This window comes from Pseudomonas sp. RC3H12 (assembly GCF_018596375.1).
Lineage (GTDB): Bacteria > Pseudomonadota > Gammaproteobacteria > Pseudomonadales > Pseudomonadaceae > Aquipseudomonas.
Genome location: NZ_CP075595.1, coordinates 4,405,332 through 4,430,647, shown reverse-complemented (window position 1 = coordinate 4,430,647; position 25,316 = coordinate 4,405,332). Strand labels below are relative to the sequence as shown.

The 25,316-nt window shown below is 64.6% G+C and carries 20 protein-coding genes and 1 pseudogene; 11 read left to right on the top strand and 10 right to left on the bottom strand.

Annotation, left to right across the window (positions count from 1 at the left end; genetic code table 11):
- Positions 1–72: 72 nt before the first annotated feature.
- The 5 genes from KHO27_RS20210 to KHO27_RS20190 form a co-directional block, all read right to left on the bottom strand.
- Entirely contained in the window at positions 73–2,505 is a 2,433-nt protein-coding gene (locus tag KHO27_RS20210; RefSeq protein WP_111532012.1) for a TonB-dependent siderophore receptor, read from the bottom strand.
- Between the two features lie 146 nt (positions 2,506–2,651).
- Positions 2,652–3,596: a FecR domain-containing protein gene (locus tag KHO27_RS20205; RefSeq protein ID WP_214500684.1), complete on the bottom strand. Its 945-nt coding sequence runs from the start codon at positions 3,594–3,596 to the stop codon at positions 2,652–2,654.
- The gene (locus KHO27_RS20200) at positions 3,593–4,111 is read right to left on the bottom strand and encodes an RNA polymerase sigma factor (RefSeq protein ID WP_110697419.1); all 519 of its coding nucleotides are present in this window, start codon (positions 4,109–4,111) and stop codon (positions 3,593–3,595) included. Before KHO27_RS20200 ends, KHO27_RS20205 begins: the two co-directional genes overlap by 4 nt.
- A gap of 122 nt (positions 4,112–4,233) precedes the next feature.
- Positions 4,234–4,944 (bottom strand): 3'-5' exonuclease, encoded by a 711-nt coding sequence (locus KHO27_RS20195; RefSeq protein WP_110697421.1) that lies wholly within the window; start codon positions 4,942–4,944, stop codon positions 4,234–4,236.
- Positions 4,941–6,878: a putative nucleotidyltransferase substrate binding domain-containing protein gene (locus KHO27_RS20190; RefSeq protein WP_110697423.1), complete on the bottom strand. Its 1,938-nt coding sequence runs from the start codon at positions 6,876–6,878 to the stop codon at positions 4,941–4,943. The genes KHO27_RS20195 and KHO27_RS20190 overlap by 4 nt, the downstream gene beginning before the upstream one ends.
- Positions 6,879–7,083: 205 nt before the next feature.
- Between KHO27_RS20190 and KHO27_RS20185 the strand changes: the two are divergent.
- A pseudogene (locus tag KHO27_RS20185) lies at positions 7,084–7,540 on the top strand (response regulator).
- Between the two features lie 84 nt (positions 7,541–7,624).
- On the opposite strand, the gene KHO27_RS20180 reads toward KHO27_RS20185, so the two are convergent.
- Positions 7,625–9,802, bottom strand: coding sequence for a malate synthase G (locus KHO27_RS20180; RefSeq protein WP_111532013.1), 2,178 nt, complete (start codon positions 9,800–9,802; stop codon positions 7,625–7,627).
- A 461-nt stretch (positions 9,803–10,263) separates the two neighbouring features.
- Here KHO27_RS20180 and KHO27_RS20175 point away from each other — a divergent pair, with 461 nt between their 5' ends.
- Positions 10,264–10,782, top strand: coding sequence for a glycine cleavage system transcriptional repressor (locus KHO27_RS20175; protein WP_046857418.1), 519 nt, complete (start codon positions 10,264–10,266; stop codon positions 10,780–10,782).
- Between the two features lie 261 nt (positions 10,783–11,043).
- Here the strand turns inward: KHO27_RS20175 and rarD are convergent, their stop codons facing one another.
- The 4 genes from rarD to KHO27_RS20155 form a co-directional block, all read right to left on the bottom strand.
- A complete protein-coding gene (rarD, locus tag KHO27_RS20170; RefSeq protein WP_046857417.1) occupies positions 11,044–11,931 on the bottom strand; it encodes an EamA family transporter RarD in 888 nt (295 codons plus the stop codon).
- A gap of 64 nt (positions 11,932–11,995) precedes the next feature.
- Positions 11,996–12,970 carry a serine/threonine protein kinase gene (locus KHO27_RS20165; RefSeq protein WP_214500682.1) on the bottom strand — a complete coding sequence of 325 codons (975 nt, stop codon included), beginning with the start codon at positions 12,968–12,970 and terminating at the stop codon, positions 11,996–11,998.
- 78 nt (positions 12,971–13,048) lie between these two features.
- Positions 13,049–13,813, bottom strand: coding sequence for a TOBE domain-containing protein (locus KHO27_RS20160; protein WP_110697431.1), 765 nt, complete (start codon positions 13,811–13,813; stop codon positions 13,049–13,051).
- A gap of 57 nt (positions 13,814–13,870) precedes the next feature.
- Positions 13,871–14,608: a ComF family protein gene (locus tag KHO27_RS20155; protein WP_214500681.1), complete on the bottom strand. Its 738-nt coding sequence runs from the start codon at positions 14,606–14,608 to the stop codon at positions 13,871–13,873.
- A 90-nt stretch (positions 14,609–14,698) separates the two neighbouring features.
- Between KHO27_RS20155 and bioB the strand changes: the two genes are divergently transcribed.
- The 9 genes from bioB (at position 14,699) to KHO27_RS20110 (ending at position 25,083) form a co-directional block, all read left to right on the top strand.
- Positions 14,699–15,757: a biotin synthase BioB gene (bioB, locus tag KHO27_RS20150; protein WP_110697436.1), complete on the top strand. Its 1,059-nt coding sequence runs from the start codon at positions 14,699–14,701 to the stop codon at positions 15,755–15,757.
- Positions 15,758–15,759: 2 nt separating this feature from the next.
- Complete coding sequence (gene bioF, locus KHO27_RS20145) at positions 15,760–16,932, top strand: 8-amino-7-oxononanoate synthase (protein WP_110697438.1); 1,173 nt, start codon at positions 15,760–15,762, stop codon at positions 16,930–16,932.
- Complete coding sequence (locus KHO27_RS20140) at positions 16,925–17,656, top strand: alpha/beta fold hydrolase (protein WP_110697440.1); 732 nt, start codon at positions 16,925–16,927, stop codon at positions 17,654–17,656. The genes bioF and KHO27_RS20140 overlap by 8 nt, the downstream gene beginning before the upstream one ends.
- Positions 17,649–18,473 (top strand): malonyl-ACP O-methyltransferase BioC, encoded by an 825-nt coding sequence (gene bioC, locus KHO27_RS20135; RefSeq protein WP_214500680.1) that lies wholly within the window; start codon positions 17,649–17,651, stop codon positions 18,471–18,473. Before KHO27_RS20140 ends, bioC begins: the two co-directional genes overlap by 8 nt.
- 1 nt (position 18,474) lies before the next feature.
- On the top strand, positions 18,475–19,155 hold the full coding sequence (gene bioD / locus KHO27_RS20130; RefSeq protein ID WP_110697443.1) for a dethiobiotin synthase: 681 nt from the start codon (positions 18,475–18,477) through the stop codon (positions 19,153–19,155).
- Positions 19,156–19,265: 110 nt separating this feature from the next.
- On the top strand, positions 19,266–19,562 hold the full coding sequence (locus KHO27_RS20125) for a pyrroloquinoline quinone biosynthesis protein PqqE (protein WP_111532016.1): 297 nt from the start codon (positions 19,266–19,268) through the stop codon (positions 19,560–19,562).
- A gap of 250 nt (positions 19,563–19,812) precedes the next feature.
- Positions 19,813–21,618 (top strand): phenylacyl-CoA dehydrogenase, encoded by a 1,806-nt coding sequence (locus KHO27_RS20120; RefSeq protein WP_214500679.1) that lies wholly within the window; start codon positions 19,813–19,815, stop codon positions 21,616–21,618.
- 269 nt (positions 21,619–21,887) lie between these two features.
- Positions 21,888–23,174 carry a GGDEF domain-containing protein gene (locus tag KHO27_RS20115; RefSeq protein ID WP_046857406.1) on the top strand — a complete coding sequence of 429 codons (1,287 nt, stop codon included), beginning with the start codon at positions 21,888–21,890 and terminating at the stop codon, positions 23,172–23,174.
- 130 nt (positions 23,175–23,304) lie between these two features.
- Positions 23,305–25,083: an acyl-CoA dehydrogenase C-terminal domain-containing protein gene (locus KHO27_RS20110; protein WP_110697446.1), complete on the top strand. Its 1,779-nt coding sequence runs from the start codon at positions 23,305–23,307 to the stop codon at positions 25,081–25,083.
- Positions 25,084–25,316: the final 233 nt, after the last annotated feature.

The following is a 25,316-nucleotide window of genomic DNA, read 5'->3' as shown; positions in this document are numbered from 1 at the left end:
GCACCGCCGCTCCCACCGCCTGTGGGAGCGGCGGTGCGCCGATGCGACTTGCCCCGCGATGGCTCCGGTCACTCAGAACTTGTAGGTGGCGCTGGCGACGACACTGCGCTGGTCGCCGTAGTAGCAGTAGTAGCCGTCGCAGGTCGAGAGGTAGTCCTTGTTCAGCAGGTTGCTGGCGTTGACTGCCACCGAGGCGCCCTTGAGGCTGCTGTCCAGGCGGCCGAGGTCGTAGTGCACCGCGGCGTCGAACACAGTGTAGGCCTTGCTCTTGCCGAGCCAGGTGTTGGCTTCGTCACCGTAGCGGTTGCCGGTGTAGCGTGCGCCAAGGCCAATGCCGAAGCCGTCAAGCACACCGGTATGCCAGGTGTAGTCGGCCCACAAGGAGGCCTGCTGGTTGGGCATCTGTTGCAGGCGGTTGCCTTTGTACTGCCCCTTCTGGACTTCGGACTTGGCCAGGGTATAGGCGGCGATCACTTTCAGGTTGTCGGTGACGTCGGAGACGGCTTCCAGTTCCAGGCCGTGGACCTTGACCTCACCGGTCTGGCTGGAGACCGGCACCCCACCCACGTTGTTGGTGACGGTCACGTTCTTCTGGGTGAGGTCATACACGGCCGCAGACAACAAGGTGTTGGAGCCAGGTGGCTGATACTTGATCCCCAGCTCCCATTGCTGGCCTTCGGTTGGTTTGAACGACTTCTCGACGTCCGCGCTCGAGCCGGTGCTTGGCTGGAAAGACTCGGCGTAGGACAGGTAGGGAACAAAACCTGAATCGAACACATAGCTCAGTGCCGCGTTGCCGCTGAACTGCTTGTCGCGCTGGGTGTTGGTGGCATTGCCCTTGTTGAGGAACGTGGTGCCGGTATGCACCCAGTCTTCACGCCCGCCCAGGGTCAGACGCCATTTGTCGAGCGCCATCTGGTCCTGGATGTAGAGCCCGGTCTGCACGGTTTTCTGGTTGTAATCAAGATAGGCCGAGGCGCGGTCCGGGCGGGTGATCGGCAAACCGTACACCGGGTTGTTGACGTTGGTGGGCGGTACGTTGAAGCCATAGATGGAGAGGAAGTCGGACTTGGTGCGCTGGTGGTCCAGGCCGATCAGCACGGTATGGCTGATATCGCCTGTGGTGAAGTCGGCCTGGAAGTTATTGTCGAGCGCGAACTGGCTGATGTCCTCATCGACGTTGGTGGACATGCGGCTGGCATTGCCCTCGTTGTCCACCGGGCCGCCGGGTTGGTAGTAGCTACCAACGGTGATCGTCTGGAACGACAACTCGCTCTTGGTGTAGCGCAGGTTCTGGCGGAACTGCCAGACATCGTTGAAACGATGCTCGAAGGCATAGCCCAGCGCGTAGTAGGTGCGGTCGTAGTATTCGTAATCCGGGTCACCCAGGTTCTTGTGGCGGGATACCTTGCCGAACGGCATGTCGATCTTGGTGCCTTGGATCGGGTAGAACTGGCTGGTGGCGCCGGTATCGTCGCGGGTGAACTGGCTGAGGAAGGTCAGCGAGGTGTCGTCGTCGATGTTCCAGGTCAGGCTTGGGGCGATGTTGTAGCGCTTGTTGTCGATATGGTCGATCTGCGTGCCGCTGTCGCGCACCACGCCGCTGACGCCATAGAGGAACTGGCCCTGCTCATCGAGCTTGCCGGTGCTGGCGAAGTTGATCTGGCGGTGGTTGTCGCTACCGTACTGCAGCTGGATCTCGTGGCTGCTCTCGGCCTGGGGGCGGCGGCTGACCATGTCCAGCAGGCCGCCGGGCGGGGTCTGGCCATACACCGACGAGGCCGGGCCACGCAGCAGTGCAAGGCGGTCGAGGTTCCAGGTTTCGGCTTTCGGGTTGGCATAGACGCCGCGAGGCAGGGGCAGGCCGTCGAGGAACTGGGTCGGCTCGAAGCCGCGCACGCGCATCCAGTCATAGCGGGTGTCGCTGCCGAAACTGGCGGAGACGATGCCGGGCATGTACTTCACTGCATCATCCAGGCTCTGCACGCCGCGGTCGCTCATCTGCTGGCGGGTGGCGACGGAAATGGAGCGTGGGACTTCGACCAGCGCGGTGTCGGTCTTGGTGCCGGCGGCGGTGCGCTTGGCGGTGTAGCCCTCTACCGCGCCCCAGGCGCTTTCAAAGCTGCTGTTGGCGTCGATGTTGGTCTCCGGCAGTGCCAGCGTGCCCTCGCTCGCCGTTACCAGGCTATAGCTGCCGGCGCTGCTCTGCTGCAGTTGCAAGCCCGTACCACGTAGCGCGGCTTGCAGAGCGCCGACGGCGTCGAACTGACCGCTGACCGGCGCCGAATTGCGCCCACTGACCAGCGCCGGATCCAGCGCCAGGGCGATACCGGCCTGGCTGGCGATCTGGTTTAAAGTGCTGGCCAGCGGTGCGCTGGGCAGGTTGTAGGCACGCATGGCGGACTGTTCGGCGGCGAACAGGGCGGTGCTGGCCAACGGGGTGGCCAGGCCGATGGCCAGGGCCATCAGGCTGGGGCGAAGCAAAGCATCAACGGCACGGGACATTCAGCGGCTCCTCGACGAAATAGTGCTGACTGCTTCCTTGCCGAGCGAAAGTGGGAAAGTGACAGGGGGGTGTGAAAAAAATACGACTGATTTGCAAAACCCTTTGGGAGGCGGCGAGCCGGCTCCCAAAGGGGGGCTGGCTGGGGCTATTTGGCGGTAACGGTGACCCACCACGGCGTATGCCGTTCGATCTTCACCGGCAGCACCGGTTGCAGCGAGGCCAGGGCCAGGTCGGTGTCGGTCAGCGGGAAACTGCCGCTCACGCGCAGCTCGGCCACTGCGTCGCTGACGCCTAGATGGCCGCTGCGGTACTGGCCGAGGGTGGCCACCAGGTCGGCCAGGCGCACGTTGTCCACCACCAGCATGCCGCGGGTCCAGGCGTCGCTGCCGACCGCCACGGGGGTGACACTGCCCAGGCCGTCGGCGCTCATCAGCACTTGCTGGCCTTCGCGCAGCACCTGCTCGTCGCCGCTGTGCTGGGGTTTGGCGGCTACCGATGCCTGCAGCACCTCCAGGCGTGTGCCGGCCTCCTCGCGCTTGACCAGGAAGCGGGTACCCAGCGGACGCAGGCGGCCCTCCTCGGTGCGCACCAGCAATGGGCGGCTGTCCTTGTGGCCGGTTTCCACCGAGATCTCGCCCTGGTGCAGGACGATCAGTCGCTGCTCACCTTGGAAGTCGATGTCCACCGCGGTCTGGCTGTTGAGGCTGAGCAGGGTGCCGTCTTCCAGGCGCAGGGTGCGCAGCTCGCCGGTACTGGTTCGTTGGTCGGCCAGCCAGTAGGTGGGCGACAGTGACGGTGCGCCGGCCCAGGCCAGCAGGCTGCCGAGCAGCAGCATGCCGGCCAGGCCGCCCAGGCGCTGGCGCAACCCGGCCCGGGATTGCAGCAGGGTGTGGCGTACCGGCCCGGCGGCAGCGTTGACGCGCTGGTCGAGTATGCCCAGTTGCAGCCAGGCGCGGGCGTGCTCCTCGTGGGCGGCGTGCCAGCGCGTGAACTCGCTGCGTTCGTCAGGGGTACCGCTACCTTCGTCGAGGCACAGCTTCCAGGCGATGGCCGCTTCCAGCACCTTGCTGGAAACCGGGGCATGCTTCATGTCGGCTCCCCGTAAAGGGCGACATAACACTGGCGCAGACCTTGGGCGATGTACTGGCGCACGCGCGAGATCGACACCCCGAGGCGCTCGGCGATCTCGGCGTGCCCCAGGCCGTCCAGGCGGTTGTACAGGAAGGCTGCCCGGGCCTTGCTCGAGAGCTTGCCCAGCAAGCGGTCGATGGCCTTGAGGTCTTCGAGGATCAGGTGTTGCTGTTCCGGTGACGGGTGCTCGGCTTCGGGCAGCAGCGCCAGTTCCGCGAGGTAGGCCTGCTCGAGGGCGGCGCGGCGGAAGTGGTCGAACAACAGGCCCTTGGCCACGGCGACCAGAAAGGCGCGGGGTTCGCGGGGGGTGTCCAAACGCTCGCGGCCGAGCAGGCGCACGAAGGTGTCCTGGCTCAGGTCCTCGGCACGCTGGCGGCAGGCGGTGCTGCGCTGCAGCCAGGCCAGCAGCCAGGTACGATGGTCGCGGTACAGCGCGCCGACCAGTTCGGCATGTGGACTGTGCGCAGACGTCAAGAAGCGTTCCCCGGGAAAGAATGCGTTAACTAACGATAATTATTCGCGATTGTGGCAGAGGCAGGGGGAGGGCGCAATTGACGCTTATCGGATTGCCAGCATGTCAGGGGGCGCGATAAAAATCAGAGGCCGTGGTGCTGCGCCTTGCGTCGTCGCCACTGGCGCACCCGCTGTTCCAGCTGCAGCGGGCTGTCCAGTTGCTGGCGGCGCGCTTGGCTGAAGAGGATCAACGCAAGTTCCGCGGTCACCTGGGCATCGGCGCTGGCATGGTGGCGGGCCTGGACTTCGAGGCCGAAACGGGCGATCCAGTCGTCCAGCCCGGCCTCGCGCAGCACGGTGTCGGGGTTGAGCATCGGCGCCAGCTCTGCCACGTCGAGAAACGGATGCTGCAGGCGCAGGCCCAGGCTGTCCTTCAACGCCCGGGCCAGCATGCGCTGGTCGAAAGGGGCATGGAACGCCAGTACCGGACTGTCGCCGATGAACGTCATCAGGTCGAGCAGTGCTTCGGCCGGTTCGCAGCCGGCGGCCAGGGCACTGGGGCCCAGGCCGTGGATCAGCACGCTGGCGTTGGTTTTCTGTTCGGGGCGACGCAGGGTCCGCTCGAATGGCCGACCGAGGTCGATGGCACCGTCCTCGATGGCCACCGCGCCGATCGACAGCACCTGGTCGCGATTGAGATTCAGGCCGCTGGTCTCCAGGTCCAGCACCACCCAGCGCTGTTCGCGCAGGGAGCACACGCCCAGGGGCGCAGGGCCGGGCAGCGCGGCCAGGCGCCGCTGCAGCGCCGCATCGAGTTCGGGGGCTGTGGGGCGCAACCAGGCGAACAGGTTCACAACTGGTACCGCAGGGCCAGGCTGCTCTGCAGGCGCTGGGCCTGGCGCAGGGACTCGCGCAGGATGCGCCGGTCCAGGTGGTTGAGGCTGTCGGGGTCGAGCCGGTTGGAGTAAGGCATGTTCTCGCGGCTCTGGCGTTGGTGCTGCTGCATGCGGGTCTGCTGGATGAAGTGGTAGGCCTCTTCATAGGCGGCGCCGTCGAGCGAGTCGATGATGCCCTTGGCGATCAGCTGGCGCAGCCGCTCCAGGGTATTGCACGCCGTGATGCCGTGGGCCAGGGCCAGCAGCCTGGCGCCATCGACGAACGGGGTCAGGCCCTGCACCTTGAGGTCGAGGGTGGCGGCCTTGTCGTCACCCTGGCGGGTCAGCACGAACTCGCGCAGGCGCCCGACCGGCGGACGCTGGCGCAGGGCGTTGTCGGCCAGCATGCGCTGGAAAATTCGGTTGTCCGCGACTTGCTCCAGCAGGCCCTGGCGCAGTTGCTCGCAGCCCTGCTCGTCGCCCCAGACCACGCGCAAGTCGAAGTAGATGCTTGAGCCCAACAGGTTCTCGGGGCTGGCTTCGCGCACGAAGCCGGCGAAGCGCCGCGCCCATTCGCCACGCGATAGGCACAGCTCGGGGTTGCCGGCCATCACGTTGCCTTTGCACAGGGTGAAGCCGCACTGGGCCAGGTTGTGGTTGATCTGCTGGGCCAACGGCAGCAAGCGTGCGCGGATCGCCTCGGCTTCGGCGCCGTCACGGGCCTCGAAAAGAATGCCGTTGTCCTGGTCGGTGTACAGGGTCTGCTCGCGGCGGCCCTCGCTGCCGAAGCACAACCAACTGAACGGCACGCCCGGGTCGCCGCGCTCGGCGATGGCCAGTTCGATCACCCGGCACACGGTGTGGTCGTTGAGCAGGGTGATGATCTGGGTGATCTGCGTCGAAGAGGCGCCGTGGGCGAGCATGCGTTCGACCAGTTGGCCGATTTCGCCGCGCAGTGCCACCAGGCTGTCCAGCCGCGGTGCATGGCGGATGGTGCGGGCCAGGTGCACCAGGTCGACGCGCTGCAGGGAGAACAGGTCGCGCTCGGAAATCACCCCGCACAGGCGCTGGTTGTCCACCAGGCAGACATGGGCAATGTGGCGTTCGGTCATCGCCATGGCGGCATCGAACGCACTGGCCTGGGGGCTCAGGTAGAACGGTTTGGCGGTCATGTAGCGCTCGATGGGTGCGGTCAGTTCGGCGCTGGCGTCGGCCACCACCTGGCGCAGGTCGCGCAGGGTGAAGATGCCGATGGGGTGGCGCTGCTCATCGATGATCACGATGCTGCCGACCTGTTGCTCGTGCATTTGCCGCACGGCTTCGCGCAGGGGCGTGTCTGGCGTGCACACAACCGGGTGGCGCAGCGCCAGTTCGCCCAGCGGTGTGTTGAGCGAGTACTGGGTACCCAGGGTCTCCACGGCGCGCTGGCGCACTTGCTGGTTGACCTGGTCGAGCAGGCTGCTGACGCCGCGCAAGGCGAAGTCGCGGAACACCTCGGACATGGAAAACACACGGATGAACGCGGCCTTGTCCAGTTGCAGGCAGAAGGTGTCTTCGCCGGCCAGGTGCTCGGTGCGGGTGGCCCGCTCGCCGAGCAAAGCCGCCAGCGGGAAGCATTCACCGCTGGTGATCTCGAAGGTGGTCTCGGTGCCTGGCTTGGTGACATGGTGACGTTCGCCAACCACGCGCCCCTGCTTGACGATATAGAAATGCTCGACCGGGCCCTCGGCCGGCGTGATGATGCTTTCGCCGCCCGCGTAGAAGCGCAGCTGGCACTGTTCCACCAGGTAGGCCAGGTGGCTGTGTTCCATCTGGTTGAACGGCGGGAAACGCTGCAGGAACTGCAGGGTGCCCTGGATGTTTTGCAGTACCGCTGTCCTGCCGGCCTGGGTATAGGCGTCCTTTTTGCTCATGAAGCTGACCGTATCGCTACGCCGAACTATATATATCTATCTATAGGGGTCGGCTTTGTTGTTCTCGGCCCCCATGGTCGGCTGGCCGTACTGTGGTGCCCATTGGACGTAAGTCTAGAGCGAGGCTGTCAAGGACCCGACGAAAGGCGAACCGGGCTATGTAAATTTCGCGGTCCTAAGCTGTGAACGAGATTTTTTTGACGAGATGGGCCATGGCCGAGCATGACGACATACTGAGTGACGCCGAGCGCGAGGCACTGGCCGGAGTGAGTGCGCCTGTCGCGGCTCGTCCGGTGGTGCTGGTGGTGGACGACAACCCGGTGAGCAGACAGGCATTGTGCCTGTATCTGCAGAGCCACCAGATCGACTGCATGGAGGCTGATGGAACTGAGGAGGCGCTGCTCAAACTGCATTATCAGTCGCGTATCGCACTGATGATCACCGACCTGCGCATGAAACCTCTGGATGGCCAGAAACTGATCGAGGAGGTGCATAAGACGGAACGGGCTGCTCTTCCTATCATCGTCGTCTCGGGCGACACCGATGTGAAGGAAGCGGTGGACGTGATGCACCTGGGGGTCGTGGATTTCCTTCTAAAGCCGGTGGACCTGGACAGGTTGCTGGAGCTGGTGAGGAAGGAGTTGCGAATAGGGCAGAGCTGAAAACGATCGCGGGGCAATCCCGCTCCCACGCCAGATGTGAACTGGCGTGGGAGCGGGATTGCCCCGCGATGCGTTACAGGCGGCTTACAGCCCGTTGCGCGCCTTGAACTCGCGACGACGACGGTGCAGGACCGGCTCGGTGTAGCCGTTCGGTTGCTTGGCACCCTCCACCACCAGCTCGATCGCCGCCTGGAACGCGATGTTGTCATCGAAGTTCGGCGCCATCGGGCGGTACAGGGCGTCACCGGCGTTCTGCTTGTCCACCACCGCGGCCATGCGCTTGAGGCTTTCCAGCACCTGCTCCTGGGTGACCACGCCATGGCGCAGCCAGTTGGCCAGCAGTTGGGCGGAAATCCGCAGGGTGGCGCGGTCTTCCATCAGGCCAACATCGTTGATGTCCGGTACCTTCGAACAGCCCACGCCCTGGTCGATCCAGCGCACCACGTAGCCGAGGATGCCCTGGGCGTTGTTGTCCAGCTCGTTGCGGATTTCCTCGGCCGACCAGTTGGTGTTGGCCGCCAGCGGGATGGTCAGGATATCGTCGACCGAAGCCGGGGTGCGCGAGGCCAGTTCGCGTTGACGGGCCTGCACGTCGACCTTGTGGTAGTGCAGGGCGTGCAGGGTGGCGGCGGTCGGCGACGGTACCCAGGCGGTGTTGGCGCCGGCCAGCGGGTGGGCGATCTTTTGCTCGAGCATGGCGGCCATCAGGTCGGGCATGGCCCACATGCCCTTGCCGATCTGCGCGCGACCCTGCAGGCCGGTGGCCAGGCCGACGTCGACGTTGTTGTTCTCGTAGGCGCCGATCCACTTCTCGTTCTTCATGGCGCCCTTGCGCACCACGGCGCCGGCCTCCATGGAGGTGTGGATCTCGTCACCGGTGCGGTCGAGGAAGCCGGTGTTGATGAACACCACGCGCTCGGCCGCAGCCTTGATGCAGGCCTTGAGGTTGACCGTGGTGCGGCGCTCCTCGTCCATGATGCCGACCTTGACGGTATTGCGCTGCATGCCCAGCAGGTCTTCGACGCGGCTGAAGATCTCGGCGGCGAATGCCACCTCTTCAGGGCCATGCATCTTCGGCTTGACGATGTAGACGCTGCCGGTACGGGTGTTCTTGCGGCTGGTGTTGCCGTTGAGGTTGTGCAGGGCGATCAGGTTGGTGAACAGGCCGTCCTGGATACCTTCGGGGATTTCGTTGCCCTGGGCGTCGAGGATCGCCGGGTTGGTCATCAGGTGCCCGACGTTGCGCACGAATAGCAGCGAGCGGCCGTGCAGGGTCACGCTGCCGCCATTGGGCGCCGCGTACTCGCGGTCCGGGTTCATCGTGCGGGTGAAGGTCTTGCCGCCCTTGCTCACGCTTTCGGCCAGATCGCCTTTCATCAGGCCCAGCCAGTTGCGGTAGACGATGACCTTGTCGTCGGCATCGACGGCGGCGACCGAGTCTTCGCAGTCCATGATGGTGGTCAGAGCCGATTCCATCAGGATGTCTTTCACGCCGGCGGCGTCGGTGCTGCCGACCGGGGTGCTGGCGTCGACCTGGATCTCGAAGTGCAGGCCGTTGTGCTTGAGCAGTACGGCGGTCGGTGCGGCGGCATCGCCGTGGAAACCGATCAGCTGGGCATCGTCACGCAGGCCGCTGTTGCTGCCGCCCTTGAGGGCGACCACCAGCTTGCCGCCGTCGATGCGGTAGGCGGTGGAGTCGACATGGGAGCCTGCGGCCAACGGCGCGGCCTGGTCGAGGAAGGCACGGCCGAAGGCGATGACCTTGTCGCCACGGGCCTTGTTGTAGCCCTGACCTTTTTCAGCGCCGCCTTCATCGCTGATGACATCGGTGCCGTACAGCGCGTCATACAGCGAGCCCCAGCGGGCATTGGCGGCGTTCAGGGCGAAACGGGCGTTCATCACCGGCACCACCAACTGCGGGCCGGCCATGACCGCGATCTCGTCATCGACGTTCTGGGTGGTGGCCTGGAAGTCCTCGACTTGTGGCAGCAGGTAGCCGATCTCCTGGAGGAATGCCTTGTAGGCGACGGCGTCATGGGCCTGGTCTTTGCGGGCCTGGTGCCAGGCGTCGATCCTGGCTTGCAGCTCGTCGCGCTTGGCGAGCAGGGCTTTGTTCTTGGGAGCGAGGTCTTTAATGATCTCTGCCGCCCCGGCCCAGAACTTGTCGGCTTCGATGCCGGTTCCAGGAATCGCTTCGTCGTTGACGAAGTCGTACAGGGCCTTGGCGACCTGAAGGCCACCGACTTGAACGTATCCAGTCATTGCTTGCCTCACCTCTGCTCAGCTATTTCGCTTTCGCTCTTCTGTATTAAGCCTGTAGCGCTTCTCTAAACACGGCACCAGTGCATGCCCGCGTAATCCGGGGCGGCTGGGTGCGGCTCGCCAGACGGGCCGGCGGGCGGTTGGCGTATTTTCACAGGCGCCTTGGCAGACATCGAAACGACGTTTTTGTAGTCCGCGCCGATGCATACTACATGAAGCAGCAGGCAGGTAAACATCAGACTAAAAGCGTCGCTCTGCGACCGATTGGACGCATAGGGTCACGCTGGGAGGCGACATGTTCGCAAAAAACAGGTGGATTGTTCCAGATAAATCTTGAAACAGTACACGATTAGTTGGCCTGGCTGTCCTGCGGCAGGTTGCCGCGCCTTGCCTATACTGATTCGATCCCCGTATCGCCCCCATCTGCGGCGGCGCTTGCAGACGAATGAAGGAGTGGCCCCGTGGACCATCTTGTACTGACCGTGATCGCCCCTGACAAGGCCGGGCAGGTAGAACGTATCGCCCAGTGCATCGCCGATCACAATGGCAACTGGCTGGAAAGCCGCATGTCACGCATGGCCGGCCAGTTCGCCGGGATCTTGCGGGTGGCGGTACCGGCGGAGAACTACGCCGAACTGGTCGAGTCGTTGCAGAAACTGGGCGACCACGGCATTCGAGTGTTGATCGCCGAAAGCGGCATCGAGCCGTCCTGCACCTGGAAACCGATAGCGATGGAACTGGTGGGCAACGACAGGCCCGGCATCGTTCGCGACATTACCCGCCTGCTGGCAGAGCTTGGGGTGAATGTGGAGCGTCTGAGCACTGAGGTGCGCCCGGCGCCGATGAGCAGCGAGCCATTGTTCCAGGCCGATGCACTGCTGGCGCTGCCCTTGACCTTGTCTCTGGATGATTTGCAGGCAAGGTTGGAGAGCCTGGCGGATGATCTGATGGTGGAGTTGCGGCTGCGGCCGGAGGATTGATTGCGGGCAATCGCGGGGCAAGTCGCAACGGCGAACCGCCGCTCCCACGGTTATCCCGATTTAACGGGGACGCCCCTGTGGATAACCTGGGGGCGTACTGCTACAGCCCAATAACTACGCCGGTTAGCCAGTATTGAGCAAAAAACACCCAGTAATCAGTTGCTTGTGCACAAACCACGGGGACGAGGGTGTGGATAACCTCTGGAGACCTTGCTGCAGGCCACGAAGTCCGTGGCCTGCAGGTGTTTGATCATTAATTGATCAGGCGCGCTTGCGCAAACTCAGCCAGGCATCGACGCTGTACACCGCCAGCCCCGCCCAGATGCACGCGAACGCCAGCAGGTTGCTGGAGGTCAGGTGCTCATCGAACAGCCACACCGCCTGCAGCAGCACCAGGGTCGGCGCCAGGTACTGCAGGAAGCCCAGGGTGGTATACGGCAGGTGGCGCGCGGCGGCGTTGAAGCACACCAGGGGTATCAGGGTGACCGGGCCGGCGGCGATCAGCCACAGTGCCTCGCTGCTGTTGAAAAACGCCAGGCTGGCGCTGTTGGCCGTTGGGTGCAGCAGCAGCCAACCGATCGCCAGTGGTACCAGCATCCAGGTTTCGACCACCAGGCCGGGCAGCGCCGCGACCGGCGCCTGCTTGCGGATGAGCCCGTAGAAGCCGAAGGACAGTGCCAGCGCCAACGATACCCAGGGCAGGCTGCCGACCTGCCAGACCTGTTGCGCCACGCCCAGGGCCGCCAGGCCCACTGCCAGCCATTGCAGGCGGCGCAGGCGCTCACCGAGCAGCAACATGCCCAGTAGTACGTTGATCAGCGGGTTGATGTAGTAGCCCAGGCTGGCCTCGAGCATTCGCCCGTTGTTCACCGCCCATACATAGGTCAGCCAGTTGCCGGCGATCAGCGTGCCGCTCAGGGCCAGGATGGCCAGGCGCCTGGGGTTGTCGCGCAGTTCGCGCCACCAGCCGGGGTGCTTCCATACCAGCAGCAGGAGCGAGCCGAACAGCGCCGACCAAAGCACCCGATGGACGATGATCTCCACCGCCGGGACGCTCTGGATGGCTTTGAAGTACAGGGGGAACAGGCCCCAGATGATGTAGGCGCCGAGGCCCAGAATATACCCGCGACGCGGGTTTGCGGCGTGCATGCAGAATCCTTGCTTAGGTAGCTAAATAAAGCGACGCCTATTGTAGACAGAGCGCGACGTGCACCTAGAACAATTTCAGCGGTTGTTCATCGAGGGCGGCCATCTGTTCACGCAGGGCCAGGATCTGGTCACCCCAGTAGCGCGGCTGGCCGAACCACGGGAAGCTGCGCGGGAATGCCGGGTCATCCCAGCGCCGCGCCAGCCAGGCGCTGTAGTGCAGCTGGCGCAGGGCGCGCAGCGGCTCGATCAGGGCCAGTTCACGCGGGTCGAAGTCGTGGAATTCGTTGTAGCCGTCGATCAGCTCGGCCAGCTGGCCGAGGCGCTCTTCGCGGCTGCCGGCAAGCATCATCCACAGGTCCTGCACCGCGGGGCCCATGCGGCAGTCGTCGAGGTCGACCACATGGTAGACGTCGTCGCGGTGCATCAGGTTGCCGGGGTGCAGGTCGCCGTGCAGGCGGATTCGCTGGTGCGGGGTGCGGGCGTAGATATCCTCGACCCGCTTGAGTAGGTCGCGGGCCACGGATTCGAAGGCCGGCAGCAGCTCGCGAGGAACGAAGCCACCGTCCAGCAGGGTGTTGAGCGAGGCATGGCCAAAGTTGTCCACAGCCAGCTGCTCACGGTGTTCGAATGGCCGGATGGCCGCCACGGCATGCAAGCGCCCGAGCAACTGACCCAGGCGGTACAACTGGTCGAGGTTGCCCGGCTCCGGGGCATGGCCACCACGGCGCGGGAACAGGGTAAAGCGAAACCCCCGGTGCTCGAACAGGGAGCGGCTCTCGTGCAGCAGCGGCGCCACCACGGGCACTTCGCACTCCGCCAGTTCGGCGGTGAAGGCATGTTCTTCGAGGATTGCCGCATCGCTCCAGCGCCCAGGGCGGTAGAACTTGGCGATCAGCGGTTGTTCTCCCTCGATGCCCACCTGATAGACACGGTTTTCGTAGCTGTTGAGCGCCAGCACCCGCGCATCGCTGAGAAAGCCAAGGCTTTCCACGGCGTCCAGCACGAGGTCGGGGGTGAGGGTGTCGAAGGGGTGGGACATGAAAGGCTCCAGGCGCGGGGACGGCGTGGCTGCATGTTACCCCAATCACAAGGCAGGCCCCGCCCTTGTCGTAGCCGGTTAGACCGGCACGCCCAGCAACACGAACGACGGATGGAACTGCACCCGCATCATGCTCTGCGGCCCGACTTGATACTGCGCCAGCCAGTCAGCCTCGGCGAAAGCGCACAAAGTCTGCCCGTTACCCAGTGCCAGGCGCACCTCGACTGGACCGTCCTGCTCACCGACAAGCTCCTCGACCTTGGCCTTCAGGCAATTGCTGCCTTGCTCCGCCAGCTCGTCCGGCCCCAGCAACTGCACCCACCCCGCCTTCAGCAGCGCCACCACCGTGCCCCCCAGCGCCAGCTCCAGCCGCTCGGTACTGCCCCGGGTGATCAAGGCCTCGATCTCCAGACCGCCGCCCAGGTCCAGGCTGATACGGTCATGTCGGCCTTCGCGGCGCAGCCCGCTGATGCGTCCCTGCAACTGGTTGCGCGCACTGGTGCGTAGCATCAGCCGGCCAAGCAGGGCGAAGTCGCTGCTGTCCTCGGCGGACTCCAGGATCTCTGCCTGCAACGCCTGCAGGCGCTGGTACAGGCGCAGTACCCGTTCGCCTTCGGCGGACAGCCGGGCGCCACCACCGCCCCGGCCCCCGGTGCTGCGTTCGACCAGGGGGTGTGCCGCCAGGTTGTTGAGTTCGTCGATGGCATCCCAGGCGGCCTTGTAGCTGATCCCCGCGGCCTTGGCGGCGCGGGTGATGGACCCCTGCTCGGCGACATGTTGCAGCAGGGCGATGCGCTGTGGGCGGCGGGCGATGTGCTGGGTGAGCAAGGCGGGCAGGGACATGGGCGGGCATCAGGCGTGGTGTAGGTCCCGCGACGTTGCCGCCGTCACCGGGGCAAGTCAAGCCTGGCCCGGGCGCGGTGTGCGCGCCAGGCAGTAGATATCCACCCGCCGGGCACCGGCCTGGCGCAGCAATCGGGCGATGGTCTGTGCGGTCGCCCCGGTGGTCAGCACGTCGTCGACCAGCGCCAGATGCAGGCCGTCCAGTTCACTGCCCGGGGCGAGGGCGAAGGCCTGACGCAGGTTGCGTTGCCGGGCCTTGGCACCGAGCGCCTGTTGCGCCGGTGTATCGCGCACCCGCTGCAGCAAGTGCTCGTCGCAGGGCAGGCGCAACTGTCTGGCGAGCCAGCGGGCGAGCATCGCCGCCTGGTTGAAGCCGCGCTGGCGCAGTCGACGCCCGGCCAGGGGAACGGGCAACAAGCGATCTGGCCGTGGCAAGCCTTCGTGATAGTGGTGGCTCAGGTTCTGGCCGAGCAGTTGGGCGAGCAACCGTCCCAGGGGCCACTGGCAGTTGTGCTTGAAGCGGCTTATCAGGGTGTCGACGGGAAAGCCGTAATGCCAGGGCGCGATCACCCGTCTGAATGCCGGTGGGCGGCGGCTGCAACTGCCGCAGAGAAGGTCGTCCAGGGCCAGGGGCAGCGCGCAACGGCGGCATTGCTCCTGCAGCCAGGGCAGCGCCTGCTCGCAGGCGACGCACAGTGGGTAGGGCTGCCCCGCGAGCTCATCGCAAAGCAAACAGGATTGTTCGATATTTGTACAGATGTAAACCAGTGTGTTCTTGATTGGTTGACAGTTCATGGGGCCTTCCGTGACTATGCGAGCTATCCGTGATGCGCTGGTGGGTTTCCCTGTCCCGGCGTCAGTCAGACCATAGATAAGGAAACGCCGATGAGCGCCAGCGCAATTGCAACAACCCGTCACGACTGGTCCCTGGCCGAGGTCAAGGCACTGTTCCAGCAGCCGTTCAATGACCTGCTGTTCCAGGCCCAGACCGTTCACCGTGCACATTTCGACCCCAACCGCGTGCAGGTTTCCACGCTGCTGTCGATCAAGACCGGCGCCTGTCCGGAAGATTGCAAATATTGTCCGCAGTCCGGCCACTACAACACCGGGCTGGAAAAACAGAAGCTGATGGAAGTGCAGAAGGTGCTGGAGGAGGCCGCCCGGGCCAAGGCCATCGGCTCGACCCGCTTCTGCATGGGCGCGGCGTGGAAGCATCCCTCGGCCAAGGACATGCCCTACGTGCTGGAGATGGTCAAAGGGGTCAAGGCCATGGGCCTGGAAACCTGCATGACCCTCGGCAAGCTCGACCAGGAGCAGACCCAGGCCTTGGCCCAAGCCGGCCTGGACTACTACAACCACAACCTCGACACCTCGCCGGAGTTCTACGGCAGCATCATCACCACCCGCACCTACAGCGAACGCCTGCAGACCCTGGCCTACGTGCGTGACGCCGGCATGAAGATCTGCTCCGGGGGCATCCTTGGCATGGGCGAGTCGCTGGACGACCGCGCCGGCCTGTTGATCCAGCTGGCCAACCTCCCCGAGCACCCGGAGTCGGTGCCGATCAACATGCTGGTCAAGGTTGCTGGCACGCCGCTGGCCGACGAGGAAGACGTCGATCCGTTCGACTTCATCCGCATGCTCGCCGTGGCCCGGATCCTCATGCCCAAGTCCCACGTGCGCCTGTCGGCCGGCCGTGAGCAGATGAACGAGCAGATGCAGGCCCTGGCGTTCATGGCCGGGGCCAACTCGATCTTCTACGGCGAGAAGCTGCTGACCACGGCCAACCCGCAGGCCGACAAGGACATGCAGCTGTTCGCCCGCCTGGGTATCCAGCCGGAAGCCCGTGAAGAGCACGCCGACGAAGTGCACCAGGCCGCCATCGAACAGGCGCTGGTCGAGCAGCGCAGCAGCGAGCTGTTCTACGACGCAGCCTCGGCCTGAGCATGGCCTTCGATCTCGCCGCGCGCCTGGCCGAACGGCGTGCCGCGGACCTCTATCGGCAACGGCCGCTGCTGGACAGCCCGCAAGTGCCGCAGGTGGTGGTCGATGGCCAGCCGCTGCTGGCCTTCTGCAGCAATGACTACCTGGGCCTGGCCAATCACCCCGAGGTGATCAAGGCCTGGCGCGATGGCGCCGAGCGCTGGGGTGTCGGCGGTGGCGCCTCGCACCTGGTGATCGGCCACAGCACGCCGCACCATGACGTTGAAGAAGCACTGGCCGAGTTGACCGGGCGCCCTCGCGCGTTGCTGTTTTCCACTGGCTACATGGCCAACCTCGGGGCCATCACCGCGCTGGTGGGGCAGGGCGACACAGTCTTGCAGGACCGCCTCAACCACGCTTCCCTGCTCGACGGCGGGCTGCTCAGTGGCGCCCGCTTCAGCCGCTATCTGCACAACGACCCGGCCAGCCTGGCCAGTCGCCTGGAGAAAGCCACCGGCAATACCCTGGTGGTCACCGATGGCGTGTTCAGCATGGATGGCGATTGCGCCGACCTGCCGGCCCTGGCCAAGGTCGCCTGCGGCCGTGGGGCATGGCTGATGGTCGACGATGCCCATGGCTTTGGTACCTTGGGCGCCAACGGCGGCGGCCTGGTCGAGCATTTCGGCCTGGGTGTCGACGACGTACCAGTGCTGATCGGCACGTTGGGCAAGGCCTGTGGCACCGCCGGCGCCTTCGTTGCCGGCAGCGAGGACCTGATCGAGGCACTGGTGCAGTTCGCCCGGCCCTACATCTACACCACCAGCCAGCCGCCGGCATTGGCGTGCGCCACGCTCAAGGCGCTGGAGCTGCTGAGCCGGGAGCGCTGGCGGCGCGAGCACCTGGCCGCGCTGATCCAGCAGTTCCGCACAGGCGCCGAGCAGATCGGCCTGACCCTGATGGAAAGCCACACCGCGATCCAGCCGATCCTTATCGGCGATGCGGGGCGGGCGCTGGCATTGTCCCGCTTGTTGCGTGAACGCGGTCTGCTGGTCACGGCGATTCGCCCACCCACCGTACCCGCTGGCAGCGCCCGTCTGCGGGTGACCCTGAGCGCCGCCCACAGTGAGGCGCAGGTGCAGCTATTGTTGAATGCATTGGCCGAGTGTTATCCACAGCTGGAGTCCGCCGATGCGTAACCGAATGATCCTTCTGCCCGGCTGGGGGCTGGGCACCGCCTCACTGGAGCCGCTGGCCGCCAGCCTGCGTGCCCAGGACCCGCGCCTGCAGGTCGAACTGATGCCGTTGCCGGACCTGGCCGACAGCGACCCGCTGGCCTGGGTCGACTACCTCGACCGCAAGCTGCCCAACGACGTGTGGCTTGGCGGCTGGTCGCTGGGTGGCATGCTCGCCAGCGCCCTGGCCCACAAGCGCGGCGATCATTGCTGCGGCTTGCTCACGCTGGCGAGCAATCCCAGCTTTGTCGCTCGGCCGGATTGGCCGCACGGGATGGCACCGGATACCTTCGGTACCTTCCTCGATGGCTGCCGCAGCCATACCCAGGTGACCCTCAAGCGCTTTCGCACCTTGTGCAGCGATGGCGCGCAGCAACCGCGCACCTTGCTGCGCCAACTGGGCGTCGGCGTGCCCGATACCGATCCGCTGTACCTGGCCACTGGGCTGGAGGTGCTGGACAGCCTTGATACACGCGCTGCCCTGGAGCAATACGGCGGCCCGCAGCTGCACCTGTTCGCCGGCAGTGATGCGCTGGTGCCGGTGGAGGCTGCCAAGGCCCTGAGCGACCTGTTGCCCGACGTGGAAGTCGGCCTGGTCGAAGACAGTTCCCACGCCTTCCTGCTGGAGTACCCGCAGGAGCTGGCGGCGGGCATCAAGAGTTTCCTGCATGAGAGTGGCGATGACTGATCTTTCCCAGCCCACCTTGCCCGGTGCCCTGCCGGACAAGCGCCAGGTGGCGGCTTCGTTTTCCCGCGCTGCGGCCAGCTATGACAGTGTCGCGGCCTTGCAGCGCGCAGTAGGCATGGCGCTGTTGGAGAAACTGCCCGCAGGTCTCGTCCCAGCGCGCTGGCTGGACATGGGCAGTGGCACCGGCCATTTCAGCCGGGTCCTGGCCGAGCGCTTCAGCGATGCCGACGGTGTGGCGGTGGACATTGCCGAGGGCATGTTGCGCCATGCCCGTGAGCAAGGCGGCGCCCGGCACCATGTGACGGGTGACGCCGAGCGTCTGCCGTTGCGCGATGGCAGTGTCGATCTGCTGTTCAGCAGCCTGGCGGTGCAGTGGTGCGGCCAGCTCGCCAGCGTGCTGGGTGAGGCGCGGCGGGTGCTGCGCCCAGGCGGGGTGCTGGCATTCAGCAGCTTGTGCGTGGGCACCCTTGATGAGTTGCGTGCCAGCTGGCAAGCCGTCGATGGCATGGTGCACGTCAATCGCTTCCGGCGTTTCGAGGATTACCAGCGTCTATGCGGGGAAAGCGGTCTGGAGCTGATCGGCCTGGAGCGACATCCCCATGTACTGCATTACCCCGACGTGCGCAGCCTGACCCACGAGCTCAAGGCACTGGGTGCGCACAACCTCAATCCGGGGCGCCCATCGGGGTTGACCGGACGTGCGCGGATGCAGGGCCTGTTGCAGGCCTATGAACAGTTCCGCCAGCCTCAGGGGCTGCCTGCCACCTATCAGGTGGTGTATGGCGTCTTGCGCAAACCGCTGGCCGGGGAGCAGTGACATGAGCCAGGCCTATTTCATTGCCGGCACCGACACCGATGTCGGCAAGACCACCATCGCCGCGGGTCTGCTGCATGCGGCGATGCAGTCGGGGCTGAGCACGTTGGCGGCCAAGCCGGTGGCATCCGGCTGCATGGTGACGCCCAGAGGGTTGCGCAACAGCGATGCCCTGGCATTGATTGACGAAAGCTCGGTCAAACTGCCCTATGAATCGGTCAACCCTTTCGCTTTCGAGCCGGCCATCGCTCCACACGTGGCGGCGCACGAGGCGGGGGTGGTGTTGAGCGTACTGGTGCTGCGTAATGCGATGCAGCAGGTGCTGGCGCAGCACGCCGACTTCACCTTGATCGAAGGGGCCGGCGGCTGGCGGGTGCCGTTGTCCGACCATGCGAACCTGTCAGACCTGGCCATTGCCCTGAAACTACCGGTGATCCTGGTGGTAGGGGTGCGGTTGGGGTGCATCAACCACGCCTTGCTCAGCGCCGAGGCCATCGCCCGCGATGGCCTGCAACTGGCCGGTTGGGTGGCGAACATCGTTGATCCGCGCACATCGCGTCTGGAAGAGAACCTGTCGAGCCTGGCCGAGCGGCTGCCCGCACCATGCCTGGGGCGCGTGCCCTGGTTGAAGGTGGCGGGCGCGGCTGCGGTGGCCGAGCATTTGCATCTGGACCTGTTGGATTAGGTCTCCTGTCTATCGGCTGGCACAAGGCTATTAGGGATTTCAACGGGCCTTTTTCCCGTTCTGCTGCTTTAATAAGGCCTGTTCATCATCCAGCGTCATGGAGTCCTGACATGGTAATCAATGCGAGCTCCGCCTACTACGCGGGCCTGGGTGCCATCCAGAACGGCCAGAACCGTGTCGACCAGGCCGCCCAGCAGATCGCCAGCGGCGCCGTCGAACGTGGCACCAGCGGGCAGTCCACCGACTACCAGGCCGAGCGCCTGCGCGGCGTTGACCGCAGCCAGCAGATGGATCTGGCCACCAGCACCGTGCAATTGGCCCTGGGCAAGCACGAAGTCGAACTGGGTGCCAAAGTTGCCAAGGCTTCCGATGAAATGCTCGGTCGGTTCATCGACACCTACGCCTGACTCGCTGAACCCCATTCGCTTACTTCGCGGGGCAAGCCCGCTTCCATTCGTGGGAGCAGGCTTGCCCCGCGATGCGTTTGAGGGTGCTTGGCTGAATCATCATATTCGGCGGCATAAATGCCATTGTTAGCCCACCTTGACAGCGAGGCCTCCTAAACGTAAGTTTCAAACAACTGTTTGACCGAAAGCCGCCAAGAGCTGGTCGGTACCCGCGGTCTTCCCACCGAACTCATCACAGAGGTTCATCGCAATGCCTGATTACAAAGCCCCCTTGCGTGATATCCGCTTCGTCCGCGACGAACTGCTTGGCTATGAGGCGCATTATCAGAGCCTGCCGGGCTGCCAGGACGCCACGCCCGACATGGTCGACGCGATCCTGCAGGAAGGCGCGAAGTTCTGTGAAGAGGTGCTGGCCCCGCTGAACCGCGTCGGCGACCTGGAAGGCTGCACCTGGAGCGAGGCGGGCGTGAAGACCCCGACCGGCTTCAAGGAAGCCTACCAGCAGTTCGTCGAAGGCGGCTGGCCGAGCCTGGCCCACGACGCCGAGCACGGCGGCCAGGGCCTGCCTGAGTCGCTGGGCCTGGCCCTGAGCGAAATGGTCGGTGAGTCGAACTGGTCGTGGGGCATGTACCCAGGCCTGTCCCATGGCGCGATGAACACCATCTCCGAGCACGGTACCCCCGAGCAGCAGGAGACCTACCTGACCAAACTGGTGTCCGGCGAATGGACCGGCACCATGTGCCTGACCGAACCGCACTGCGGCACCGACTTGGGCATGTTGCGCACCAAGGCCGAACCTCAGGCCGACGGCAGCTACAAAGTGTCCGGCACCAAGATCTTCATCTCGGCCGGTGAGCACGACATGGCCGACAACATCGTGCACATCGTCCTGGCCCGCCTGCCCGACGCACCGGCCGGCACCAAGGGCATCTCGCTGTTCATCGTGCCGAAGTTCCTGCCCAACGCCGAAGGCGGCGTGGGCGAGCGCAACGGCGTGAGCTGCGGCTCGCTCGAGCACAAGATGGGCATCCACGGCAACGCCACCTGCGTGATGAACTTCGACAGCGCCACCGGCTACCTGATCGGCCCCGCCAACAAGGGCCTGAACTGCATGTTCACCTTCATGAACACCGCTCGCCTGGGTACTGCGCTGCAAGGCCTGGCCCACGCCGAAGTGGCATTCCAGGGCGGCCTGAAATATGCCCGCGATCGCCTGCAGATGCGCTCGCTGACCGGCCCGAAAGCACCGGAAAAAGCCGCTGACCCGATTATCGTCCACCCGGACGTGCGCCGCATGCTGCTGACCATGAAGGCCTTCGCCGAAGGCAACCGCGCCATGGTCTACTTCACCGCCAAGCAGGTGGACATCGTCAAGTACAGCCAGGACGAGGAAGAGCGCAAGAAGGCCGACGCGCTGCTGGCCTTCCTGACCCCGATTGCCAAGGCGTTCATGACCGAAGTCGGTTTCGAGTCTGCCAACCACGGTGTGCAGATCTACGGCGGCCACGGCTTCATCGCTGAATGGGGCATGGAGCAGAACGTACGCGACAGCCGTATTTCCATGCTGTACGAAGGCACCACCGGCATCCAGGCGCTCGACCTGCTCGGCCGCAAGGTGCTGATGACCCAGGGCGAGGCGCTCAAGGGCTTCACCAAGATCGTTCACAAGTTCTGCCAATCCCAGGAAGGCAACGCCACCACCAAAGAGTTCGTCGAGCCACTGGCCGCGATCAACAAGGAGTGGGGCGAGCTGACCATGAAGATCGGCATGGCCGCGATGAAGGACCGCGAGGAAGTGGGTGCCGCTTCGGTGGACTACCTGATGTACTCTGGCTACGCGTGCCTGGCCTACTTCTGGGCCGACATCGCCCGCCTGGCAGCCGAGAAACTGGCGGCCGGCACCAGCGAAGAGGCGTTCTACACCGCCAAGCTGCAGACTGCGCGCTTCTACTTCCAGCGCATCCTGCCGCGTACCCGCAGCCATGTGGCGGCGATTCTGTCTGGCGCCGATAACCTCATGGCGATGAAGGAAGAAGACTTCGGTCTGTCCATCTAAGCTCGCCGGTTGTAAGAAAACCGCCTGCCCTTACCGGTAGGCGGTTTTTTTTTGCCTCTTTTTTGCAGTCTACGCCTGCCCCGGCAGGAGCGGCCCTGTGTAAACAAACAGGAATAATCCTACCGGGTGTCGCATCCAGTAACGAGAAAGTCTCAAGCTTCGCCCCTGATCTGCCGTTAAAGCGGGCATCTGTATTCATCTATTCATGTGCACTGCCGATGAAGTAGGGGCACAATGCCATTATTGATCTGCCGGGTCGGAGATTACCCTTGTTTCGTCTATCCGCTGTACGCGCGAGCCACTTCCTGCCTTCGCTGATTCTGTTGCTGGCAGGGCTTGCGGCAGCCTATGTAAGGGACCTCAGCGTCTTCTTCACATCGCTGTTCAACGTTCTACCCACCTTGGTGCTTTTGCTGGGTGGCGCCTACTGCGCCGTATACCGCCGCCAGCGCGAGCTGTTCCTGATGGTCACGGTCTACATCGCCTATTTCCTGCTCGATACCCAGACCGACTTCTATCGCGACAATGGCCGAGTCCGCGAGGATGCCGCGGTGATCTTCCACCTGGTCTGTCTGCTGCTACCCGCGCTGTTCGGCCTGTACGGTGCGTGGCAGGAACGCACGCACCTGGCCCAGGACCTGCTGGCCCGCTTCGCCGTGCTGTTCGCCGTGAGCAGCGTGGCGGTGGCCCTGGAGCAGAGCTTCCCAGAGGCGCTGCTGGGCTGGTTGGCCGAGATCCGCTGGCCCTCGCTGCATGGCCAGTGGATGAGCCTCATCCAGTTGGCCTATCCGCTGTTCCTGGCGGTGTTCATCCTGCTGGTGGTGCAGTACCTGCGTGAGCCCAGGCCGTTGCATGCCGCGCAGATCATTGGCCTTATCGGCATCTTCTGGATGCTGCCCAAGACCTTTATCCTGCCGTTCACCCTGAACATCATGTGCAGCCAGGTGATGCTGATGATCGCCGCCGCGGTATCCCACGAGGCCTACCAGATGGCCTTCCGCGACGAGCTGACCGGCCTGCCGGGGCGGCGCGCCCTGAACGAGCGCATGCAACGCCTGGGGCGCAACTATGTGATCGCCATGACCGACGTCGACCACTTCAAGAAATTCAACGACACCCATGGTCACGATGTCGGCGACCAGGTGTTGCGCCTGGTTGCCAGCCGCTTGTCCAAGGTGACCGGGGGCGGGCGCGCCTACCGTTACGGTGGCGAGGAGTTCGCCCTGGTGTTCGCCGGCAAGACCGCCGAAGAATGCCTGCCGCACCTGGAGGCGGTGCGCGAGATGATCGCCAACTATGCCATCCAGTTGCGCGACCAGAACAGCCGACCGCAGGATGACTCCACCGGTCGCCAGCGCCGTGGGGGCGGCGCCAATACCACGGTGTCGGTGACCATCAGCATCGGCGTCGCCGAGCGCCAGGTCGAGCACCGCAACCCCGACGAAGTGCTCAAGTCCGCCGACCAGGCGCTGTACAGCGCCAAGGGAGCGGGGCGTAACTGCGTCATGACCTTTGGTCAGCAGTCGCGGCGTGGGGCCGTGCGCATGGCGGGTTAGCGCGTGACTATGTCTGACCATTCGGTCGCATGATGACCCTATGTCTCGTAAAAGTTGTTCGGTTACACTGCGGTCATCCCAGTGCCGCGGCCTTCACGGGCCGCCCCGACCCTTATAGCGAGAGGTTGTCATGGCTGAATATAAAGCGCCCCTGCGCGATATGCGCTTCGTCCTCAATGAAGTCTTCGACGTGGCCACGCTCTGGTCGCAACTGCCCGGCCTTGCCGAGGCAGTCGATGCCGACACGGCCATGGCCGTGCTGGAGGAGGCCGGCAAGGTCACCGGCAAGACCATCGCGCCGCTGAGCCGCGCTGCCGACGAAGAGGGTTGCCACTGGGACAACGGCTCGGTGCGCACCCCGGAGGGCTTCATCGAGGCATACAACACTTATGCCGAAGGGGGCTGGGTCGGCGTTGGCGGAGATCCGCTCTTCGGTGGCATGGGCATGCCCAAGGTTGTCTCGGCCCAGGTCGAGGAAATGGTCAATGCCTCGAGCCTGGCCTTCGGCCTGTACCCGATGCTGACCGCCGGCGCCTGCCTGTCGATCAACGCCCACGCCAGTGAAGCGCTCAAGGAAAAGTACCTGCCGAACATGTACTCGGGTGTCTGGGCCGGCTCCATGTGCCTCACCGAGCCCCACGCCGGTACCGACCTGGGTATCATCCGCACCAAGGCCGAGCCCCAGGCTGATGGCAGCTACAAGGTCAGCGGCACCAAGATCTTCATCACCGGCGGCGAGCACGACCTCACCGAGAACATCATCCACCTGGTACTGGCCAAGCTGCCGGATGCACCGGCAGGCCCGAAAGGCATCTCGCTGTTCCTGGTGCCCAAGTTCCTGGTCAACGAAGATGGCAGCCTCGGCGCGCGCAACCCGGCCACGTGCGGCTCGATCGAGCACAAGATGGGCATCCAGGGCTCGGCTACCTGCGTGATGAACTTCGACGAAGCGGTCGGCTATATCGTCGGCGAGCCGAACAAGGGCCTGGCGGCCATGTTCACCATGATGAACTACGAGCGCCTGGGTGTCGGCATCCAGGGCCTGGCCTCGGCCGAGCGTTCCTACCAGAATGCCGTGGAATACGCCCGTGACCGTCTGCAGAGCCGCGCCCCGACCGGCCCGCAGGCCAAGGACAAGGTGGCCGACCCGATCATCGTCCACCCGGACGTGCGGCGCATGCTGCTGACCATGAAGGCGCTGACCGAAGGCGGCCGGGCGTTCTCCACCTATGTGGCGATGCAGCTCGACAGCGCCAAGTACAGCGAAGACGCCGCGACCCGCAAGCGCAGCGAGGAACTGGTGGCGTTGCTGACCCCGGTGGCCAAGGCCTTCCTCACTGACCTGGGCCTGGAGTGCACCGTGCATGGCCAGCAGGTCTTCGGCGGACATGGCTACATCCGCGAATGGGGCCAGGAGCAACTGGTGCGCGATGTGCGTATCACCCAGATCTATGAAGGCACCAACGGCATCCAGGCACTGGATCTGGTCGGCCGCAAGGTGGTGGCCAGTGGTGGCGCCTACTACAAGCTGTTCGCCGACGAGATCCGCGAGTTCATTGGCGCCAGCGCTGCTGACCTTGGCGAGTTCACCAAGCCCCTGGCAGCCTCCCTCGACCAGCTCGACGAGCTGACCGCCTGGGTGCTGGATCAGGCCAAGGGCAACCCCAACGAGATCGGTGCAGCTTCGGTCGAGTACCTGCACGCATTCGGTTATGTCGCCTATGCCTACATGTGGGCACTGATGGCGCGGGGCGCCAAGGCCGGCGAAGGGGATGCTGACTTCTATGGCGCCAAGCTGGGCACGGCACGGTTCTACTTTGCCCGCCTGCTGCCGCGAGTCCATTCGCTGGCGGCGTCGGTGAGGGCTGGTAGCGAGTCGCTCTACCTGCTGGACGCTGCACAGTTCTAACCCCGCCGGGCTGCCTGGCGGCCCGATTGCGGCATGAGGCCGCCCCCGCACTGGATGCATTTCCGGCAGCGGGGGCGGCCTTTTGTTTGGTCGGAGGCGCATGTTTGTGAATGGACCTCTCTTGTAAGCTTTGGCTTACACGACGTGGTGACGTTTCGCCTCTTTCCTAAGATTGGATCCACGGTTACTCTTTCTTACATGGACGTAGCGCAGGACGCGCAATGGACAGAGCA

Excerpts from the sequence above, each read along its gene's own strand:
- KHO27_RS20205 (WP_214500684.1), bottom strand. The coding sequence starts at position 3,596 with ATGAAGCATGCCCCGGTTTCCAGCAAGGTGCTGGAAGCGGCCATCGCC.
- KHO27_RS20125 (WP_111532016.1), top strand. The coding sequence starts at position 19,266 with ATGGTAATCAATGCGAGCTCCGCCTACTACGCGGGCCTGGGTGCCATC.
- bioF (WP_110697438.1), top strand. The coding sequence starts at position 15,760 with ATGGCCTTCGATCTCGCCGCGCGCCTGGCCGAACGGCGTGCCGCGGAC.
- KHO27_RS20155 (WP_214500681.1), bottom strand. The coding sequence starts at position 14,608 with ATGAACTGTCAACCAATCAAGAACACACTGGTTTACATCTGTACAAAT.
- bioC (WP_214500680.1), top strand. The coding sequence starts at position 17,649 with ATGACTGATCTTTCCCAGCCCACCTTGCCCGGTGCCCTGCCGGACAAG.
- KHO27_RS20190 (WP_110697423.1), bottom strand. The coding sequence starts at position 6,878 with ATGAGCAAAAAGGACGCCTATACCCAGGCCGGCAGGACAGCGGTACTG.
- KHO27_RS20160 (WP_110697431.1), bottom strand. The coding sequence starts at position 13,813 with ATGTCCCTGCCCGCCTTGCTCACCCAGCACATCGCCCGCCGCCCACAG.
- KHO27_RS20120 (WP_214500679.1), top strand. The coding sequence starts at position 19,813 with ATGCCTGATTACAAAGCCCCCTTGCGTGATATCCGCTTCGTCCGCGAC.
- KHO27_RS20140 (WP_110697440.1), top strand. The coding sequence starts at position 16,925 with ATGCGTAACCGAATGATCCTTCTGCCCGGCTGGGGGCTGGGCACCGCC.
- KHO27_RS20210 (WP_111532012.1), bottom strand. The coding sequence starts at position 2,505 with ATGTCCCGTGCCGTTGATGCTTTGCTTCGCCCCAGCCTGATGGCCCTG.
- rarD (WP_046857417.1), bottom strand. The coding sequence starts at position 11,931 with ATGCACGCCGCAAACCCGCGTCGCGGGTATATTCTGGGCCTCGGCGCC.
- KHO27_RS20180 (WP_111532013.1), bottom strand. The coding sequence starts at position 9,802 with ATGACTGGATACGTTCAAGTCGGTGGCCTTCAGGTCGCCAAGGCCCTG.
- KHO27_RS20165 (WP_214500682.1), bottom strand. The coding sequence starts at position 12,970 with ATGTCCCACCCCTTCGACACCCTCACCCCCGACCTCGTGCTGGACGCC.
- bioD (WP_110697443.1), top strand. The coding sequence starts at position 18,475 with ATGAGCCAGGCCTATTTCATTGCCGGCACCGACACCGATGTCGGCAAG.
- bioB (WP_110697436.1), top strand. The coding sequence starts at position 14,699 with ATGAGCGCCAGCGCAATTGCAACAACCCGTCACGACTGGTCCCTGGCC.
- KHO27_RS20110 (WP_110697446.1), top strand. The coding sequence starts at position 23,305 with ATGGCTGAATATAAAGCGCCCCTGCGCGATATGCGCTTCGTCCTCAAT.